The sequence below is a fragment of the Salmonella sp. SAL03688 genome (assembly GCF_046551895.1).
GTDB lineage: Bacteria > Pseudomonadota > Gammaproteobacteria > Enterobacterales > Enterobacteriaceae > Salmonella > Salmonella enterica.
In genome coordinates this window covers 146,808-164,232 of sequence record NZ_JBGDVI010000008.1, presented here as the reverse complement: position 1 = coordinate 164,232, position 17,425 = coordinate 146,808, and the positions used below count along the sequence as shown (strand labels likewise).

The following is a 17,425-nucleotide window of genomic DNA, read 5'->3' as shown; positions in this document are numbered from 1 at the left end:
AATGACGCAGAAAAATGAATCTCAACGCCAGGATCGCGTAGCAGCCTGGAGCCGTCACGCTGAAAGCGAACTGAGCGCTTACCAAAGTGCGGCAAAATTGGATCTACAAGCGCAAAAACCGCGCGACCACAAACTGTGCGCCAGCCTGGAAGAGGCCATCCGCCGTTCCGGTTTACGCGACGGCATGACGCTCTCTTTTCACCACGCGTTTCGCGGCGGCGATCTGACGATTAACCTGGTGATGGAAACCATCGCGAAGATGGGCTTCAAAAACCTGACCCTGGCCTCCAGTTCGCTGAGCGACTGCCATGCGCCGCTGGTTGAACACATTCGTAACGGGGTGGTCAGCCGCATCTACACGTCAGGCCTGCGCGGCCCGCTGGCGGAAGAAATTTCTCGCGGCCTGCTGGCTGAGCCGGTTCAGATTCACTCCCACGGCGGTCGTGTGCATCTGGTACAAAGCGGCGAACTCAATATTGATGTTGCGTTTCTTGGCGTGCCCTCCTGCGATGAATTCGGTAATGCTAACGGTTATACCGGCAAAGCCTGTTGCGGTTCACTGGGCTACGCGATGGTGGATGCCGACAGCGCGAAGCAGGTCGTGATGCTGACGGAGCAACTGCTGCCGTATCCGCATAACCCGGCAAGCATCGCTCAGGATCAGGTTGATCTGATCGTGCAAATCGAAGAAGTCGGTGATGCAAACAAAATCGGCGCTGGCGCGACCCGCATGACCACTAATCCGCGTGAACTGCTGATCGCCCGCAGCGCGGCGGAAGTCATTGCTCACTCCGGCTACTTCAACGAAGGTTTCTCCCTGCAAACCGGTACTGGCGGCGCATCGCTGGCGGTCACCCGCTTCCTGGAAGACAAAATGCGTAGCCGCAACATTGTGGCTAATTTCGCGCTGGGCGGCATCACCGCCACCATGGTCGACCTGCATGAAAAGGGCTTAATCCGCAAACTGCTTGACGTGCAGAGCTTCGATCGTAACGCTGCGCAATCTTTGGCCCGCAACCCGAACCATATCGAAATCAGCGCTAACCAGTACGCCAACTGGGGCTCTAAAGGCGCTTCCGTCGACCGTCTGGACGTGGTGGTACTGAGCGCGCTGGAAGTCGACACCCACTTCAATGTTAACGTGCTGACCGGCTCCGACGGCGTTCTACGCGGCGCGTCCGGCGGTCACTGCGATACCGCCGTCGCGGCGGCGCTGTCCATCATCGTCGCGCCGCTGGTGCGCGGTCGCATCCCAACGCTGGTTGATAACGTCACCACCTGCGTCACACCAGGCTCCAGCGTTGACATTCTGGTCACCGATCACGGTATCGCCGTCAATCCGGCGCGTCCGGAGCTGGCTGAACGCCTGAAAGCAGCGGGAATGAAAGTGGTATCGATTGAGTGGCTGCGCGAACGCGCGCAACTGCTTACCGGTCAGCCCCGCCCTATCGAATTCACTGACCGCGTGATTGCTGTCGTGCGTTATCGCGACGGTTCAGTGATCGATGTGGTGCATCAGGTGAAGGAATAAGCCATGCGCCTGCTTCCGGAACTCGCCGCCTGTCACGACGTTTCTATTCCTGAGCTGCTCGCCAGCCGGGATGAGAGACAAGCAAGACAGCGTGCCTGGCTAACGCGCCACGCCACTCCACTGGTCTCCTTTACCGTGGTGGCGCCAGGCCCGATGAAAGACAGCGCGTTAACCCGCCGGATCTTTAATCACGGCGTGACTGCCCTGCACACGCTGGCAGAAGAGTATGGCTGGACCATCCGGGAGCAGGCTGCACTGGCTTCCGCCAGCGGGCCGGAAGGGCTGCTGGCGATTGACGCGCCCGCTCAGGCGCTCAAACAGGCGACTATCACGCTTGAACAGCGTTATCCACTGGGGCGCCTGTGGGATATCGATGTCCTGACGGCGGAAGGCGAAATACTCTCCCGCCGCCATTTCGCGCTTCCCGCTCGCCGCTGTCTGCTGTGCGGGCAAAGCGCGGCTGAATGCGCGCGGGGTAAAACCCACGCGCTGACTGATTTACTGATTCATATGGAGGCGCTGCTGCATGATGCCGATTCCCGCTAACCCGACTAACGCCTCCATTCAGCCTCAGTCGCTGTATGACGCCTGGGCCGATTTGGCCTGGCGCGCTATGCTGACCGAGGTAAATTTATCGCCAAAACCCGGTCTGGTAGACCGACTAAACTGCGGCGCGCACAAAGATATGGCGCTGGCGGATTTTCACCGCAGCGCGGAGGCGATTCGACACTGGCTGCCGCGCTTTATGGAATATGGCGCCAGCTGCACGCGCCTGCCACCAGAGTCAGTTCTGGCGGGCCTGCGTCCATTGGGGATGGCCTGTGAAGCAGCGATGTTTCGCGCAACGGCGGGCGTCAATACCCATAAAGGCAGCATTTTCTCGCTGGGGTTACTGTGCGCCGCCATTGGCCGCCTGTATCAGCTACGCCAGCCGATCGCCGCAGAAACACTCTGCGCTACCGCCGCCGATTTTTGCCGCGGCCTGACCACGCGCGAACTGCGCCAGAACAACCTACAGCTCACCGCAGGCCAGCGGCTGTATCAGCAACTGGGATTAACCGGCGCGCGCGGTGAAGCGGAAGCGGGCTATCCGCTGGTCATCCGCCACGCGTTGCCGCACTACCGCGCATTGCTGGCGCAGGGGCGCGATCCCGAACTGGCGCTGCTTGATACCTTACTGCTGCTGATGTCGCTTAACGGCGATACCAACGTCGCGTCGCGCGGCGGGGCGGACGGTCTGCGCTGGTTACAGCAGCAGGCTGCGGTCTTATTACAGCAGGGCGGCATACGGACGCCTGACGATCTCGTTTATCTCCACCGGTTCGATCAGCAATGCTTTGAACGCAATCTCAGCCCAGGCGGTAGCGCCGATCTGCTGATCGTGACCTGGTTTTTAGCGCAAATTTCGCAAGTTAATCATTAACACAATTATAGAAAATATCCTTTCCGGAGAGTCATTTATGTCTTTATCCAAAGATAATATATGGAAGTTGTTGGCCCCATTAGTGGTGATGGGCGTCATGTTGCTAATTCCTGTTCCAGATGGTATGCCGCCGCAGGCCTGGCACTATTTTGCGGTTTTCGTCGCGATGATTGTCGGTATGATCCTGGAGCCGATCCCGGCGACAGCGATCAGTTTTATCGCCGTAACCATTTGCGTTATCGGCAGCAATTACCTGCTATTTGACGCTTCAGAACTGGCCGATCCGGCGTTTAACGCCAGTAAACAGGCGCTGAAATGGGGGCTTGCCGGTTTCTCCAGCACCACGGTCTGGCTGGTTTTCGGCGCGTTTATTTTCGCGCTGGGCTACGAAGTGACCGGGCTGGGGCGCCGCATTGCGCTGTTTCTGGTAAAATTCATGGGTAAACGCACGCTGACGCTCGGCTATGCGATTGTCATTATCGATATTTTGCTGGCGCCGTTTACTCCCTCCAATACGGCTCGTACCGGCGGGACTGTCTTCCCGGTCATCAAGAACCTGCCGCCGCTGTTTAAATCGTTTCCAAACGATCCTTCCGCACGCCGCATCGGCGGTTATTTGATGTGGATGATGGTGATCAGTACCAGCCTGAGCTCTTCGATGTTTGTCACTGGTGCGGCACCAAACGTGTTAGGTCTGGAGTTCGTCAGCAAGATCGCCGGCGTCCAGATTAGCTGGCTGCAGTGGTTTCTCAGCTTTCTGCCGGTAGGGATTATTTTACTGATCGTTGCGCCGTGGCTCTCCTATGTGCTTTATAAACCTGAAGTGACCCACAGTGCGGAAGTCGCGGCCTGGGCTGGCGGCGAGTTAAAAAACATGGGGCGTCTGTCCCGCAAAGAGTGGACGCTGATTGGCCTGGTGCTGCTTAGCTTAGGATTGTGGGTTTTTGGTGGAAAAATCATCAACGCCACTGCCGTGGGTCTGCTGGCCGTCTCGCTGATGCTGGCGTTGCATGTTGTACCGTGGAAAGACATTACGCGCTACAACAGCGCCTGGAACACCCTGGTGAACCTCGCTACGCTGGTGGTCATGGCCAATGGCTTAACCCGCTCCGGCTTTATTGACTGGTTCGCCAATACCATGAGTACGCATCTGGAAGGTTTCTCGCCGGATGCAACCGTCATTGTACTGGTACTGGTGTTCTATTTCGCGCACTATCTGTTCGCCAGTCTTTCCGCTCACACTGCGACCATGCTGCCGGTCATTCTGGCGGTGGGTAAAGGCATTCCGGGCGTTCCGATGGAACAACTGTGTATTCTGCTGGTGCTGTCTATCGGTATTATGGGCTGTCTGACGCCGTATGCCACCGGCCCTGGTGTGATTATCTACGGCTGCGGTTACGTGAAATCCAGAGACTACTGGCGGCTTGGCGCAATCTTTGGCGTTATCTATATCGCTATGCTGTTGCTGGTGGGCTGGCCGATTCTGGCAATGTGGAATTAAACATTACACCAACGTAGGTTAAAAATGATGCCGTTCAGGTTCACCTGAGCGGCATTTTTTATGATTAAATGGGTAACATTCATAATGTGTATAAATTATCGAATTCATCATGAACACAATATGGCATTACAGTCCGCTGCTGGCTGTCCTCTTAACCCCAATTTTTGCCGCCAACGCCGACGAACTTCAGGCGCAACAGTACGGTGATTTCACTGACTATGTGCTGGCGCTTTCCTGGCAAACCGGTTTTTGTCAAAGCCAGCATGAACGCCGCCATCGGGAACCCGATGAGTGCCGTCTGCAAAAAGAGCCAGCCAACAAAGCAGACTTTCTGACCGTCCACGGCCTGTGGCCAGGATTACCCAAATCTATCGCCGCACGCGGTGTTGACCAGAGACGCTGGCAGCGCTTTGGTTGTGCGACGCGGCCAATCCCGAATCTGCCTGAAGTCAAGGCCAGCCGGAAATGCTCCGCCCCCGCCCCCGGACTTTCGCCTGACATTGCGGCAGCGCTTAAGGAAGTGATGCCCGGCGCGGGGGGGAATTCCTGTCTGGAGCGCTACGAATATGCCAAACATGGCGCCTGTTTCGGGTTTGATCCCAATGCCTATTTCGGCACCATGATACGGCTGGATAAGGCGATAAAAGACAGCGCGCTGGGGCAGTTTCTGGCGGATAATTACGGCAAAACCGTTAGCCGCGCTGAGTTTGATAGCGTCGTCGCACAAATGTGGGGCCAGGATAATGTCAAAGCCGTTAAAGTAAACTGCCATGGCAATCCCGCCTATTTAACAGAGATTCAGTTTTCATTAAAGGCGTCGATGATTAACGCGCCGCTCTCCTCTGCCTCATTCCTGCCGCAACCGCATCCCGGCAACTGCGGGAAACAGTTTATTATCGATAAAGCCGGCTATTGACGAAGCAGAGGTTTAAAACCGTAGCCACATTTGAGAACACGCCCGAATGTAGACTAAAATTCACTCAGGGCTATGACGTTTGAGGATTTACCCGAATGTGAACTAAATCACTTCAAAGACGGGGTAAGTCTCAGTATCATCATGAGAGTTAAACCCTCGCCGCCAGACGGTGAGGGTTTTCTTTTGGGACCATTTACCTGCACTACTCGCAGTATCGATGACATGGAGTAAGAAATGTCCAGACCCACTATTATCATTAACGACCTTGACGCCGAACGTATTGATCGTCTTCTGGAACAGCCTGCGTATGCGGATCTGCCGATTGCCGACGCGCTCAACGCCGAACTGGATCGCGCGCAAATGTGTTCGCCACAAGAGATGCCGAACGATGTCGTTACCATGAACAGCCGCGTTAAATTCCGCAATTTGAGCGATGGTGAAACACGCGTGCGGACGCTGGTGTACCCCGCCAATATGACGGACAGCAGTACCCAGCTTTCGGTAATGGCGCCCGTCGGCGCGGCGTTGCTGGGACTGCGCGTCGGCGACACCATTCACTGGGAACTGCCGGGCGGCGCCTCCACCCATCTCGAAGTGCTGGAACTCGAATATCAGCCTGAAGCCGCGGGCGACTTCCTGCGTTAAACCATCTGCATAAGCGTTAATGCGTTTACACAGAGGATGCCTGCGCATCCTCTTTCCGTTAGCCCTTTCATTTTTGCCTGCTTCAGACAACGCCGCCTGGCATCGGGTTGATGGCTCCCGTCGCCTGTTTCTGCGCCGCTTGTGCCGACGTCGCTCCCGGCACCAGGATAACCTTCCGGCACTCTTCTTCGCGTTTTTCGAAAATTTCGTAGCCGCGCGCCGCCTCTTCAAACGGCATATAGTGCGTGACAATCTCCTCCGGCTTCAGCAACCCTTTTTCAATAAGCGGTAATAGTTCCCCCAGCCACGCGTGAACATGGGTTTGACCCATTTTAAAAGTTAGCCCCTTATCAAAGGCGTCGCCGAATAAAAAGCCGTGAATAAAACCGGCATACACGCCGGGCACGCTGACCACGCCGCCGCGTCTGACCGCCGCGATACATTGTCGCAGCGCTTTGCCGCTGCTGCCTTCCAGTTTAAGGTTCGTCAGCACCGTCTCCGTCATGCTGCCTTTCGCTTCAAAGCCTACGGCATCAATTACCGCGTCCACGCCGCGGTGTCCTGCCGTCTGCTCGATGATTTTTTCCGCCGGATCGTTCTCATCATCGAAGTTGATCGGTATCGCGCCGTAACGTTCTTCGGCGAAACGCAGGCGCCAGGCGTGGTGATCAACGACGAAGATCTGCTCCGCGCCCAGCAGTCGCGCACAGGCGATAGTCAGTAATCCTACCGGCCCTGCGCCAAAAACCGCCACGCTGGAACCTTGCTGAATCTGGGCATTTTTGGCCGCCTGCCAGGCGGTAGGCAAAATATCAGAAAGAAACAGCGCCTTATCGTCAGATAACAGCGGCGGCACCTTAAATGGACCGACATTACCTTTTGGCACGCGAACATATTCGGCCTGTCCGCCGGGAACGCCGCCATACAGATGGCTATACCCAAACAGCGCCGCCGGTGGCGGGATCTGTTTTTTATTCATCGCCGCGCCGTGTCCGTCGTTAGTGTTTTCACACGCTGAATATTGCTGTAGCCGACAGAAAAAGCAGTCACCACAGGCAATGACAAACGGGATAACGACCCGATCCCCTTTTCGAATATTCTTCACATCATGTCCTGTTTCCACCACCTCGCCCATAAACTCATGGCCGAAAATATCGCCATGTTTTACCTGTGGGATCTTGCCGCGATAGAGATGCAAATCAGATCCGCAAATCGCGGTGGCGGTAACACGCAAAATGATATCGTCAGGCTGCTCAATGCCGGGATCGGGTACGTTTTCAACCTTTACGTGATGTGGACCGTGATACGTCAATGCTTTCATGCAGCCTCCGGGGTAACGGTGAATGTTGCGTTCGACTATAAAAGGGTAGCTATCCCGGAGAGACTGCCGGAAAAACAGGCGGCTTTAGGATTTTTCCTGGAAAATACACGACTTTTTTAACGTCAGGTTGTCGCAATATTTAAAATTGCCAGACAAATAGCAGAAAGAAACATTATTATATGCTTGAATAAATTCAGTATTGATTAACAGGGAGTAACGGGTATGTATAAGACAATCATTATGCCGGTTGATGTTTTTGAAATGGAACTTAGCGATAAAGCTATTCGCCACGCTGAGTTTCTGGCGCAACAGGATGGCGTCATTCATCTGTTGCATGTACTGCCTGGGTCCGCGAGCATGAGTCTGCACCGCTTTGCCGCCGACGTGCGTCGCTTTGAAGAACATTTACAGCATGAGGCGGAAACGCGTCTGCAAACGATGGTGGGACACTTCAGTATCGATCCTTCACGAATTAAAACACATGTTCGCTTTGGTAGCGTGCGCGATGTCGTCAATGAGATGGGCGAAGAACTGGATGCGGATGTCGTGGTAATCGGTTCGCGTAATCCGTCCATCACGACACACCTGTTGGGGTCTAACGCCTCAAGCGTGGTGCGCCATGCGACGCTGCCAGTATTGGTTGTGCGTTAACCCTGGTGGCTAAAAACTGACACGCCCTGCCAGGTCACGCCTGGCAGGGCTTTTTACTGCATCATCGTTAGTACAAATGCCCGATATTCACAATAGTACTCACCGTGTCGCCAAAAAAGACCAGCCGACTCAGAAATACGCCAACGAATAACAAGACGAACAGGAGTTTCGGGCGTGAATCACCGTGACGGCTGGCGACAAAAGCGAGCGCAAGGCAAACCAGGCTTGCCAGATAAAAGGGGGAAGCCAGCCATGAACGCGCCGTCATCTGCATGACCGTTCCCCCGCTTAACCACACCAGCGGCGCCGCGATAAGTACCGCGATACACACCACAATTCCCTGGCGTAACGCAGGAACGGCAGGCCTGAGTCTTAACAGCGGAATCGCCGCGCAACCCATGACCCATACCGTAATAAAAAATAACAGCATGGTAAATCCATTAGCGATAGCTACCATCGCTGGCGCGGCGTAGGTCATCCCCTGCACCGCCACCAGTAACACGCCGAACACGGAGGCGATAAGAGCCATCGCTTTATGTCCCTTTGCCAGGAACGTTACGCCGACCGCTGCGCCAAACAACGTGGCGCCAAGGATTTCCCGACTTAACCAGGCATGTCGCAGGTTAATCAGCGCATTATAAGCGCGATCGGGATGCGCCAGATGCAGAATCGCGGCAATAGACGCCAATGCCAGCACCAGCCCGGTGGCCAACCAATAGAAACGCTGGCCTTCCACTTCACCACGCAGCGTACGCCATGTCAGTACCAAAGCCATCCCGACAGACATCTGGCTTAATACCGTAAAAAACACCAGCGGCAGTTCATATTTTTCCATTACTTGTCCTCCGGCTGCTTAGGCTGGCGCGCCAGAATAAAGCGCGTTCCTGGATTGAGCTGTGGCATATGCGGGAACCCTGGCGGATACTGCACTGCATTATCGGGCACAGGATCGGCATCCAAATCGATAATCGACAAGGCGCCCACCGGGCAGGCGTTTACGCACGCCGGATTCATACCGATATCAAGACGCTCGTAGCACATACTGCATTTTTCCGCTTTACGCGTCTCTTCATTAAAACGCGGCGCGCCATAAGGACAGTTACGAATACAGTTTTTACAGCCGATGCAGCGCTCAGGGTTATGCACCACCACGCCATCTTCACGTTTGGTATAGGCTTCGACCGGACAGGCGGCGACGCAGGCCGGATGTTCGCAGTGGTTACAGGCCAGCGAGTAAAACGCCCGCTCTTCATGTGGATAGATGTCTTTATCCAACGGATAAACGTAGCGCCAGAAGCGATCCGGCTCCAGTTGGTTAAAGCTTTTACACGCCATAGCACAGCCGCGGCAGCCGATGCACTTATCGCTATTCACTAAAAACGCACGTCTCATGCTACGGATTCCCCTTTACCGATCAATACAACGTCAGCAAACTGACTGTGGATAGCGGCGCCCGGCGCGCCAGTTTTCATCAGCCCCATATCAGCAGGCGTATCGGCCACGACGTTTTGCACGTTATACTGCCGTTTCGGGAACCACGCTTCATACATCACCAGAAAATCTTCCGGCACGTTGGTGGTGACTTTTGCCCGCAGCTCAACTTCACCGGTGCCATTGAAAACTTTGACCAGATCGTTCTCGCTGATGCCTTTTTTCTGTGCGGAAGAAGGATGGATATAAACGAACGGTTCCGGGTAGAACACCTGCATCCAGTCCAGGTTGATAAACTGCGAGTGCAGGCCAAACTGCACGTGCGGCGTAAACAGATGGAAAGGCAGTTTGCTCTCGGCTTCCGGTTTGTATTCCGGCAGCGCGGTATGGCCGTTTTTCTCCGCCAGTTCAGATTTAAATTCATACTTGCCTGACGGCGTTTTGAACTTGCGATCGTACCAGGCGGCAGAGCTTGGCAGGATCGCTTTTTTTGGCCCGTCCAGCAGATCGTCCCAGGACGAGATGCCGAACATTTTCGCCATACCGTCGTTGAACTCCTGATCCAGCCAGCGCTTGTGATCGAACTCTTGCGGGAAGGTACAGGAACCCGGCGCCATCTTATTAATGGTGCGCGACAGCATGGTCGCGATTTTAAGGTCGCATTTTGCTTCATACATCGGCTTAATCGCCGGCTGATTAATGGAAAGCCAGTAGTGCCAGTAAGAAGCATCCACGTTCCACTCTTCAAACGCGGTGGTAACGGGCAGCACGATATCAGCGTGTTGCACCGTTTCGTTGAAGAACTGATCGGCGCAGACCACCATTTCCAGTTTTTCAAACGCTTTTTTCATCTTGCTGCGATCGAAATCCTGGGCAAACGGGTTTTTACAGGCGACCCACAGCATACGAACCGGCGGATCGTTGGCCTCCAGAATCCCCTGCGCCGTCTGGTTGATATTCAGAGAGCGATCGGAGTACTGCACGGCGTCGCTGCCAGCGGCAGCCCCGAATTCACTGGTGGTGCCCGCCGCTCCCGGTATGCCAATAGCGCCCACCGGCGGCTTCTGCAGCATGGCGTTGTAGTTAAAGCCCCAGGTGTGCAGATGACCATAACGCGCGCCGCCGCCTTCGACACCGATGTTGCCGGTCATAGCGACAAAGGCGTCGATAGCGCGAACGTTGGCGCCGCCGTTGACATGACGCTGCATCCCGTAACCAATCCAGACCGTGGCCGGCTTAACCGCCGTAAACTCTTCCGCCAGCTGGCGAATGACATCCGCAGACAGGCCGCAGATTTCTGCCGCCCACTCCACGGTGATGTTATTGCGCAGATAGGCTTCAAATTCCGGATAGCCGTGAGCATCGTTGTTGACAAAATCCTGATCCACCAGGCCTTTATCCACCAGGTGGCGCGCCATCCCCAGCGCCAGCGCGCCGTCTGAGCCTGGCCGTACGCGCAGGTAGAGATCGGCTTTGGCGGCAGTCTGCGACAGCAGCGGGTCGATAACCACGACCTTCGCCCCTTTCTCGCGCGCCTGATAGATGTACTTCATACTGTGCATTGAGCACCAGGCCGGATTAGCGCCCCAGATAATGATGTATTTCGCTTTCACCATATCTTCCGGGTCGTTACACCACATGTCGCCCATGTCGTAGTTTTGCGCGTCGATACCGGCAGGCCAGCACGGCGTACCGGCAAAACGGGTGGTGTAGCCAAGCGAGGACATCATCCCTTCAACGGCATAGTTCAGCACGCCAAACTTACCGGAATATTTGGTCAGCGCCAGACCGAGCATAGAACCGTCTTTTTTCTTAATCTCCAGCATTTTGGCGGCAATGCGCTGCATCGCCTCTTCCCATGAGATGCGACGCCAGTTGCCGCTACCGCGAACGTCCTGCGTCATGGGATATTTAATACGATCGGGGCTATAAACCCGGCGCGGATAGCTTAACCCTTTGACGCAAGGGGTACCGTGAGTAAATGTTGATTCCGGCGCACCTTCCACGAAAGTAATGACCCCGTCCTTTACCCACGTCTTGAGGCTACAGGTGTCATAGCAGTTACGCGGACACGCGTTACGATAAATTTTGTACGTTTTAGGGTTAAAGGGAACAGGCGGCTGCGCAAGCGCGCATCGGGAGGTGAGTAATCCTCCGGGTAAAGCCGCAACGGCGCCTAGTGCCACTATCCCCTTTAAAAAAGAACGTCTGTTCAGATGTCCTGTCTCATTACTCATATTGATACTCTCGTTTTAATTCATCAAGCCAATAAAATAAGATGTCCGCCACCGTATATAACGTGGTCGTTTGTGCATGAGTTTTTATTTTTTCGATATATAATGGCACCCACTTTGTTAAATAGTTATTGATATATTGAGTGAGAGTAGATCGGTATTGTGACGTTTGCCGGGTATTAGCCAGTAATAGTGTGGTCAATTCCAGCACGCAGGAAATATGATCGTCAGGAATATTGCTCCCCTGATTAACCGATAATCCCAACGCTGCCATAAACTCCCGTATCTCCAGCGTCGCCTTTCCCATCACCAGCGCATCATCTTCCAGATACACTGAAGCGAAAGGCGCAGCCAGCAGCTTGCCAGGACCGACGAATAGCGCATTAAAGTCATACTCCGCCTCCAGCCACGCCCGATCGGTAAGGTTTACCGCAGCAGTGGGATTTAATCTCACGTAGGCAGATTTCAGTGAACGACTATCATGAGAATTAAAAAAATCACGCAATGTAAGCCCTGTTTTTTCTAATTCCGTCAGTGATTCATAGATTGAATCCATGAATAAATAACCTCACATACAAATGCAATATAAATCAAGAAAAAAGAATGGGCATGTTAACGGAAGCGCTTAATCTTTCTTTGATAAAAAAACAGAAAAATTCCAGTTAAATCCGTAGAAGACTTTTTTATTGTTTCAAAGTTTAAAAACAGAAGACCGTTGAAATAAAAAACCGTCTGTTATTAACAGACGGTTTCAGAGTATTGATAATGAAGAACGTGTTTTAGCCGGCGGCGTTCCCCGGGCATAAACACCGCAGGCCCGAATAGCTTACACTATCGGGCCATTTACGATGGCCAGTTAACTGACCTTGCAGGTGTGCTTACTTCTTTTTATGCGATTTTGGTACGAATCAGATAATCAAAGGCGCTCAACGAGGCTTTCGCCCCTTCGCCTGTGGCGATGATAATCTGTTTGTAAGGAACGGTGGTACAATCGCCTGCGGCGAAGACGCCCTTAACGCTGGTTTCACATTTGGCGTCTATAATGATCTCGCCCATGCGGTTACGCTCAAGCGCGCCTTCCAGCCAGTGGGTATTCGGCAACAGACCAATCTGCACAAAAATGCCTGCCAGCGCGACGCTATGAATATCGCCGCTGACACGGTCACGATACTCCAGCCCCACCACTTTCGAACCGTCGCCCTTCACTTCTGTCGTTTGCGCATTCAAAATGATATCGACATTTTTCAGACTACGCACTTTGTCCTGTAGCACCTGATCCGCCTTCATCTCCGGCGCGAACTCCAGCAACGTAACATGTTCTACAATACCTGCCAGATCGATAGCCGCTTCAACGCCAGAGTTGCCGCCGCCGATGACCGCCACACGCTTCCCTTTAAATAACGGACCGTCGCAGTGCGGGCAATAGGTGACGCCTTTGGTGCGATACTGATCCTCGCCCGGCACATTCATATTGCGCCATTTCGCGCCGGTGGCGATGATGATACTGCGCGCTTTCAAGACTGCGCCGGACGCCGTTTCAATCTGATGCAGGCCGCCTTCTGTCGCGGCCGGAACCAGTTTACTTGCGCTCTGGCTGTCGATAACGTCAACGTCGTAATCGCTGACATGCGCTTTCAGCGCGCCCGCCAGTTTTTGGCCTTCGGTTTTCGGCACCGAGATATAGTTTTCGATATCCACGGTATCCAGCACCTGACCGCCGAAGCGCTCGCCCATCAGACCGGTACGGATGCCTTTGCGCGCCGAGTAGACCGCCGCCGCCGCGCCCGCCGGGCCGGAGCCGACAATCAGTACGTCATACGCATCGCGTTTGTTCAGCGCTTCCGCCGCGCGTTTTTCTGCGCCAGTATCCACTTTAGCGACAATCTCGGTCAGAGTCATACGTCCCTGGCCGAACTCTTTACCGTTAACAAATACCGCCGGAACACCCATCACGTTACGTTCGGTGATTTCGTTCTGGAAGGTGCCGCCATCAATTGCCGTATGTTTAATACGCGGGTTCAGCACCGCCATCAGGTTCAGCGCCTGCACTACGTCCGGGCAGTTATGGCAGGAGAGTGAATAATAAGTTTCGAATTCAAAATCGCCGTCAATATCGCGAATCTGCTCCAGCAGCGACTGCGCTTCTTTTGACGGATGACCGCCGGTCCACAGCAGCGCCAAAACCAGCGAGGTAAATTCGTGGCCCAGCGGAGAACCGGCAAAGCGCGGCCCCTGCTGAGAACCTGGATTCGTAATCAGGAAAGACGGCTTGCGCACCGGCAGAGTATTGTCTTCTTTAAATGTGACTTTGTCGGACAGCTCGGCGATTTCAGCCAGCAGTTCCTTGATTTCCGCCGATTTAGCGCTGTCATCCAGCGTGGCAATCAGCTCAACAGGTTTGGTCAGTTTCTCAAGGTAAGCCCTGAGCTGGGTTTTCATATTTGTGTCGAGCATTCTTCTTCCCTCTCTGAAAACATCATCATGCAAGCCGACTTCGCGGGACTGCATTAATGCAACTTGCGTCATGGTGCTGAAATGAAATGGGCGCGGGTGCGCCCATGACTGAAACAATTTCCAAAGTATTTCACGTCAGAGTAAGGCGGCTAGCCTGAGAATCCCCGGGAGCTTACTGAAGTAAGTGACCGGGGTGAGCAGGCGACGCCAACGCAGCTATGGCGTGAAAGACGACGGAAATTTAGATTTTACCGACCAGGTCTAAAGATGGAGCCAGAGTCGCTTCACCTTCTTTCCATTTCGCCGGGCATACTTCGCCTGGGTGAGCGGCAACATACTGTGCTGCTTTAATTTTACGCAGCAGGTCAGACGCGTCACGGCCGATACCTTCAGCGGTAACTTCGATCGCCTGGATGATACCCTGCGGGTCAACAACAAAGGTCGCACGGTCTGCCAGACCTTCATCTTCACGCATGTTGTCGAAGTTACGGGTCAGGGCGCCAGTCGGGTCGCCGATCATCGCATATTTGATTTTTGCGATAGTTTCAGAGCTGCTGTGCCATGCTTTGTGCGTGAAGTGAGTATCGGTTGAGACGGAATAAACGTCTACGCCCAGCTTCTGCAGTTCTTCGTAATGGTCGGCAACGTCACCCAGTTCAGTCGGGCAAACAAAGGTAAAATCGGCCGGGTAGAAGAAGAAGACGCTCCAGCGGCCTTCGGTATCTTTCTCGGTGACTTCAATGAATTCACCGTTTTTGAACGCCTGGTTTTTGAAAGGTTTGATTTTGGTGTTAATTAAGGACATCTATACTTCCTCCGTGTTTTCGTTGAGGAGTAAGTTAACGAAATTTTGCTGATTCGGCTAATGCGTTTCCATTATCAAATCAATAAGCGTTAACTAACAACCCGATTCGGGCGACATTGTGAACACTGCGCCCTGTCAGCCATCTAAAGTAAAAAGGCCGCCTGACAGGCGGCCCCATTACCTGAACTACCCGTAGGTAACTTCAGAGCCAGTACGACTCGTCTTGCAAATTACAGACGTATTGTCTGCAACTCGAAATCCATAGCGTATATGCTGGCTAAGTGTTGCGCTCTACATTACCTTAACAAAGGCTGTAACAGCGAAAAGGATTACATCACCCCAGCATAGAAAGGGCAATCCCGGCACGCCAGCTCTTACCTATGTCTGTGATAGGCATCATCATTAATACTCTTTTCGCTTTGATCTTAAAAGGAAAAAATATGATTAAACGTACATTGCTGCTTGCTATGCTGCCCATTCTCGCCCACGCGGAAGAACTGCCTGCGCCGGTTAAAGCCATTGAAAAACAGGGCATAACAATCCTGAAATCCTTCGAGGCGCCGGGGGGCATGAAGGGCTATCTCGGAAAGTATCAGGATATGGGCGTCACGATTTACCTGACGCCGGACGGTAAACACGCGATTTCCGGCTATATGTATAATGAAAAAGGTGAAAATCTTAGCAACGCCCTGATAGAAAAAGAGATCTATGCACCGGCCGGACGTGAAATGTGGCAGAAAATGGAAAAAGCGTCATGGATACTCGACGGTAAAAAAGACGCGCCGGTGGTGCTGTATGTCTTCGCCGACCCTTTCTGCCCCTATTGTAAGCAGTTTTGGCAACAAGCTCGCCCGTGGGTCGAATCCGGCAAGGTACAATTACGTACGTTACTGGTCGGGGTGATTAAACCGGAAAGCCCGGCCACAGCCGCAGCGATTTTAGCCGCGAAAGACCCGGCGAAAACCTGGTATGACTATGAAGCCTCCGCAGGAAAGATGAAGCTGGAGGTTCCGGCGTCCATCCCCCCGGCGCAGATGAAAGTCATTAATCAGAATCAGCAGTTAATGGACGATCTTGGCGCTAACGCGACGCCAGCAATTTATTACATGAATAAAGATAAGATTTTGCAACAGGTTGTGGGTTTACCGGAAAAAGCGCAACTGGACGCCATGATGGAGCAGCCTTAACGCAGAAATTAGCAAGGCAGAAGCTTAACCGTACCCCGCCCGATAGCGCTGCGTTTGTCGGGCCAACCTCTTCCTGGCATTAACGCGACGCCAGACCAGCATGTCATCCGGCACAGCCTTTTTAGACTAACGGCGTGATTATAAAAGTGTACGTTATGTCCGCCTTTACTGTGATTATTTACTCGCTAAAATATTCATAACTGTGGTATTTTAGTTTAAATAAACTCTACATTAAGTTTAATAAACATAATTCTGGTAAATTATTGAGATTAAGTCATAATCATGGAAGATACCATGATAATGCCGGGAAGATACTATGGCTAACCTTTACGACCTGAAAAAATTTGATCTTAACTTGTTGGTTATATTTGAATGTATCTATCAACATTTAAGCATTAGCAAAGCAGCAGAAACACTCTATATTACACCTTCTGCCGTAAGCCAGTCATTGCAACGCCTGCGCACGCAATTCAACGACCCTCTATTTATTCGTTCAGGTAAAGGAATTACGCCTACCGTAACAGGCATTAATTTACATTATCATTTAGAAAATAACCTTAACAGCCTGGAACAAACTATTAATATAATGAATCAGTCCAGCCTGAAGAAAAAGTTTATTATCTACAGCCCACAGCTGTTGATCACCCAATATGTGATGAAATTAGTTAAATATATCCGCAAAGATCCACAGGTTGAAATTGAATATCACGACATTTTGACCACTGACGAACTGCCTGAAGATCTTCTTGCCTACCGCAAAGCAGATATTGTGGTTTCAATGGCCCCACTCAATAATCGTTCTATTGTTTGTACTCACTTTAATAGGATGGAATGTATCCTGGTTTGCAGTGAAAACCATCCCCGACTAGGCGACACCGCCACTATCGATGAAATTCTACAAGAGTCATTTACGCAACTCGTCGCCCGGGCAAGCGGTATAAAAGAGTATCATTCACTTATCGATGATACGCTGGGGGAAAGAATAATTGGTTTCAGAAGCAAATCGCTGATGACCATCGCCAACGCCATCAGCTCCACGGAGCTTATTGGTTTTTTACCAGAATCACTTGTTGACTATTACTCTTCCTCTATAAAACTTAAAAAAGTCACTACACCTTTTACCATTGCTCCCGTACAGCTCTATCTTATGTATAATAGAGCTTCGCTGAATAATAGTGGATTTGCTGAGCTCATTGAGCACATCACAAAAAAGCATTAATAAGAAGGTCAGATAACAGGTGTTAATATAAATTCAATGTATATATTTATATAATGTATTTATTTAATAAATATAATAAAGCATTGCAAGTTCATCTAATCCGCTTA

16 protein-coding genes are annotated in these 17,425 nt (G+C 52.5%); 9 read left to right on the top strand and 7 right to left on the bottom strand.

Annotated features, from left to right (window positions below; all coding sequences use genetic code 11):
- Position 1 precedes the first annotated feature (1 nt).
- The 6 genes from citF (at position 2) to rnk (ending at position 6,016) form a co-directional block, all read left to right on the top strand.
- The gene (gene citF, locus ACLJR2_RS10985; protein WP_000192323.1) at positions 2-1,531 is read left to right on the top strand and encodes a citrate lyase subunit alpha; all 1,530 of its coding nucleotides are present in this window, start codon (positions 2-4) and stop codon (positions 1,529-1,531) included.
- Between the two features lie 3 nt (positions 1,532-1,534).
- A complete protein-coding gene (citX, locus tag ACLJR2_RS10980; RefSeq protein ID WP_001238274.1) occupies positions 1,535-2,077 on the top strand; it encodes a citrate lyase holo-[acyl-carrier protein] synthase in 543 nt (180 codons plus the stop codon).
- Complete coding sequence (gene citG / locus ACLJR2_RS10975; RefSeq protein WP_000982656.1) at positions 2,058-2,954, top strand: triphosphoribosyl-dephospho-CoA synthase CitG; 897 nt, start codon at positions 2,058-2,060, stop codon at positions 2,952-2,954. Before citX ends, citG begins: the two co-directional genes overlap by 20 nt.
- A gap of 37 nt (positions 2,955-2,991) precedes the next feature.
- Positions 2,992-4,455 (top strand): citrate/succinate antiporter CitT, encoded by a 1,464-nt coding sequence (gene citT, locus ACLJR2_RS10970; RefSeq protein ID WP_000059040.1) that lies wholly within the window; start codon positions 2,992-2,994, stop codon positions 4,453-4,455.
- A gap of 109 nt (positions 4,456-4,564) precedes the next feature.
- Positions 4,565-5,371: a ribonuclease I gene (rna, locus tag ACLJR2_RS10965; protein ID WP_001092585.1), complete on the top strand. Its 807-nt coding sequence runs from the start codon at positions 4,565-4,567 to the stop codon at positions 5,369-5,371.
- 234 nt (positions 5,372-5,605) lie between these two features.
- Entirely contained in the window at positions 5,606-6,016 is a 411-nt protein-coding gene (gene rnk / locus ACLJR2_RS10960) for a nucleoside diphosphate kinase regulator (RefSeq protein ID WP_000089748.1), read from the top strand.
- An 82-nt stretch (positions 6,017-6,098) separates the two neighbouring features.
- Here rnk and ACLJR2_RS10955 read toward each other — a convergent pair whose 3' ends face one another.
- Positions 6,099-7,337: a zinc-dependent alcohol dehydrogenase gene (locus ACLJR2_RS10955; RefSeq protein WP_000646117.1), complete on the bottom strand. Its 1,239-nt coding sequence runs from the start codon at positions 7,335-7,337 to the stop codon at positions 6,099-6,101.
- A gap of 222 nt (positions 7,338-7,559) precedes the next feature.
- Between ACLJR2_RS10955 and uspG the strand changes: the two genes are divergently transcribed.
- Positions 7,560-7,988 (top strand): universal stress protein UspG, encoded by a 429-nt coding sequence (uspG, locus tag ACLJR2_RS10950; RefSeq protein ID WP_000278499.1) that lies wholly within the window; start codon positions 7,560-7,562, stop codon positions 7,986-7,988.
- A 67-nt stretch (positions 7,989-8,055) separates the two neighbouring features.
- On the opposite strand, the gene ACLJR2_RS10945 is transcribed toward uspG, so the two are convergent.
- The 6 genes from ACLJR2_RS10945 to ahpC all read right to left on the bottom strand — a co-directional run bounded on the left by ACLJR2_RS10945 (position 8,056) and on the right by ahpC (position 14,912).
- Positions 8,056-8,823, bottom strand: coding sequence for a dimethyl sulfoxide reductase anchor subunit family protein (locus ACLJR2_RS10945; RefSeq protein ID WP_000417104.1), 768 nt, complete (start codon positions 8,821-8,823; stop codon positions 8,056-8,058).
- Positions 8,823-9,380: a 4Fe-4S dicluster domain-containing protein gene (locus tag ACLJR2_RS10940; protein WP_001250381.1), complete on the bottom strand. Its 558-nt coding sequence runs from the start codon at positions 9,378-9,380 to the stop codon at positions 8,823-8,825. The genes ACLJR2_RS10945 and ACLJR2_RS10940 overlap by 1 nt, the downstream gene beginning before the upstream one ends.
- Positions 9,377-11,656, bottom strand: a complete 2,280-nt coding sequence (locus ACLJR2_RS10935) for a molybdopterin-dependent oxidoreductase (protein WP_000064329.1) — start codon at positions 11,654-11,656, stop codon at positions 9,377-9,379. Before ACLJR2_RS10935 ends, ACLJR2_RS10940 begins: the two co-directional genes overlap by 4 nt.
- A complete protein-coding gene (locus tag ACLJR2_RS10930; RefSeq protein WP_000377441.1) occupies positions 11,649-12,209 on the bottom strand; it encodes a molecular chaperone in 561 nt (186 codons plus the stop codon). The genes ACLJR2_RS10935 and ACLJR2_RS10930 overlap by 8 nt, the downstream gene beginning before the upstream one ends.
- Positions 12,210-12,541: 332 nt before the next feature.
- Positions 12,542-14,107, bottom strand: a complete 1,566-nt coding sequence (gene ahpF / locus ACLJR2_RS10925; RefSeq protein WP_000887644.1) for an alkyl hydroperoxide reductase subunit F — start codon at positions 14,105-14,107, stop codon at positions 12,542-12,544.
- 241 nt (positions 14,108-14,348) lie between these two features.
- Complete coding sequence (gene ahpC, locus ACLJR2_RS10920; RefSeq protein WP_000052802.1) at positions 14,349-14,912, bottom strand: alkyl hydroperoxide reductase subunit C; 564 nt, start codon at positions 14,910-14,912, stop codon at positions 14,349-14,351.
- 440 nt (positions 14,913-15,352) lie between these two features.
- On the opposite strand from ahpC, the gene dsbG reads away from it, so the two are divergent.
- Both dsbG and citR read left to right on the top strand, forming a co-directional pair.
- Positions 15,353-16,099, top strand: a complete 747-nt coding sequence (dsbG, locus tag ACLJR2_RS10915; protein ID WP_000597127.1) for a thiol:disulfide interchange protein DsbG — start codon at positions 15,353-15,355, stop codon at positions 16,097-16,099.
- A gap of 316 nt (positions 16,100-16,415) precedes the next feature.
- Positions 16,416-17,318 (top strand): DNA-binding transcriptional repressor CitR, encoded by a 903-nt coding sequence (citR, locus tag ACLJR2_RS10910; RefSeq protein WP_000002503.1) that lies wholly within the window; start codon positions 16,416-16,418, stop codon positions 17,316-17,318.
- Positions 17,319-17,425 lie beyond the last annotated feature (107 nt).

Coding starts and splice junctions, on each gene's coding strand:
- citF (WP_000192323.1), top strand. CDS start 2: ATGACGCAGAAAAATGAATCTCAACGCCAGGATCGCGTAGCAGCCTGG.
- citX (WP_001238274.1), top strand. CDS start 1,535: ATGCGCCTGCTTCCGGAACTCGCCGCCTGTCACGACGTTTCTATTCCT.
- citG (WP_000982656.1), top strand. CDS start 2,058: ATGATGCCGATTCCCGCTAACCCGACTAACGCCTCCATTCAGCCTCAG.
- citT (WP_000059040.1), top strand. CDS start 2,992: ATGTCTTTATCCAAAGATAATATATGGAAGTTGTTGGCCCCATTAGTG.
- rna (WP_001092585.1), top strand. CDS start 4,565: ATGAACACAATATGGCATTACAGTCCGCTGCTGGCTGTCCTCTTAACC.
- rnk (WP_000089748.1), top strand. CDS start 5,606: ATGTCCAGACCCACTATTATCATTAACGACCTTGACGCCGAACGTATT.
- ACLJR2_RS10955 (WP_000646117.1), bottom strand. CDS start 7,337: ATGAAAGCATTGACGTATCACGGTCCACATCACGTAAAGGTTGAAAAC.
- uspG (WP_000278499.1), top strand. CDS start 7,560: ATGTATAAGACAATCATTATGCCGGTTGATGTTTTTGAAATGGAACTT.
- ACLJR2_RS10945 (WP_000417104.1), bottom strand. CDS start 8,823: ATGGAAAAATATGAACTGCCGCTGGTGTTTTTTACGGTATTAAGCCAG.
- ACLJR2_RS10940 (WP_001250381.1), bottom strand. CDS start 9,380: ATGAGACGTGCGTTTTTAGTGAATAGCGATAAGTGCATCGGCTGCCGC.
- ACLJR2_RS10935 (WP_000064329.1), bottom strand. CDS start 11,656: ATGAGTAATGAGACAGGACATCTGAACAGACGTTCTTTTTTAAAGGGG.
- ACLJR2_RS10930 (WP_000377441.1), bottom strand. CDS start 12,209: ATGGATTCAATCTATGAATCACTGACGGAATTAGAAAAAACAGGGCTT.
- ahpF (WP_000887644.1), bottom strand. CDS start 14,107: ATGCTCGACACAAATATGAAAACCCAGCTCAGGGCTTACCTTGAGAAA.
- ahpC (WP_000052802.1), bottom strand. CDS start 14,912: ATGTCCTTAATTAACACCAAAATCAAACCTTTCAAAAACCAGGCGTTC.
- dsbG (WP_000597127.1), top strand. CDS start 15,353: ATGATTAAACGTACATTGCTGCTTGCTATGCTGCCCATTCTCGCCCAC.
- citR (WP_000002503.1), top strand. CDS start 16,416: ATGGCTAACCTTTACGACCTGAAAAAATTTGATCTTAACTTGTTGGTT.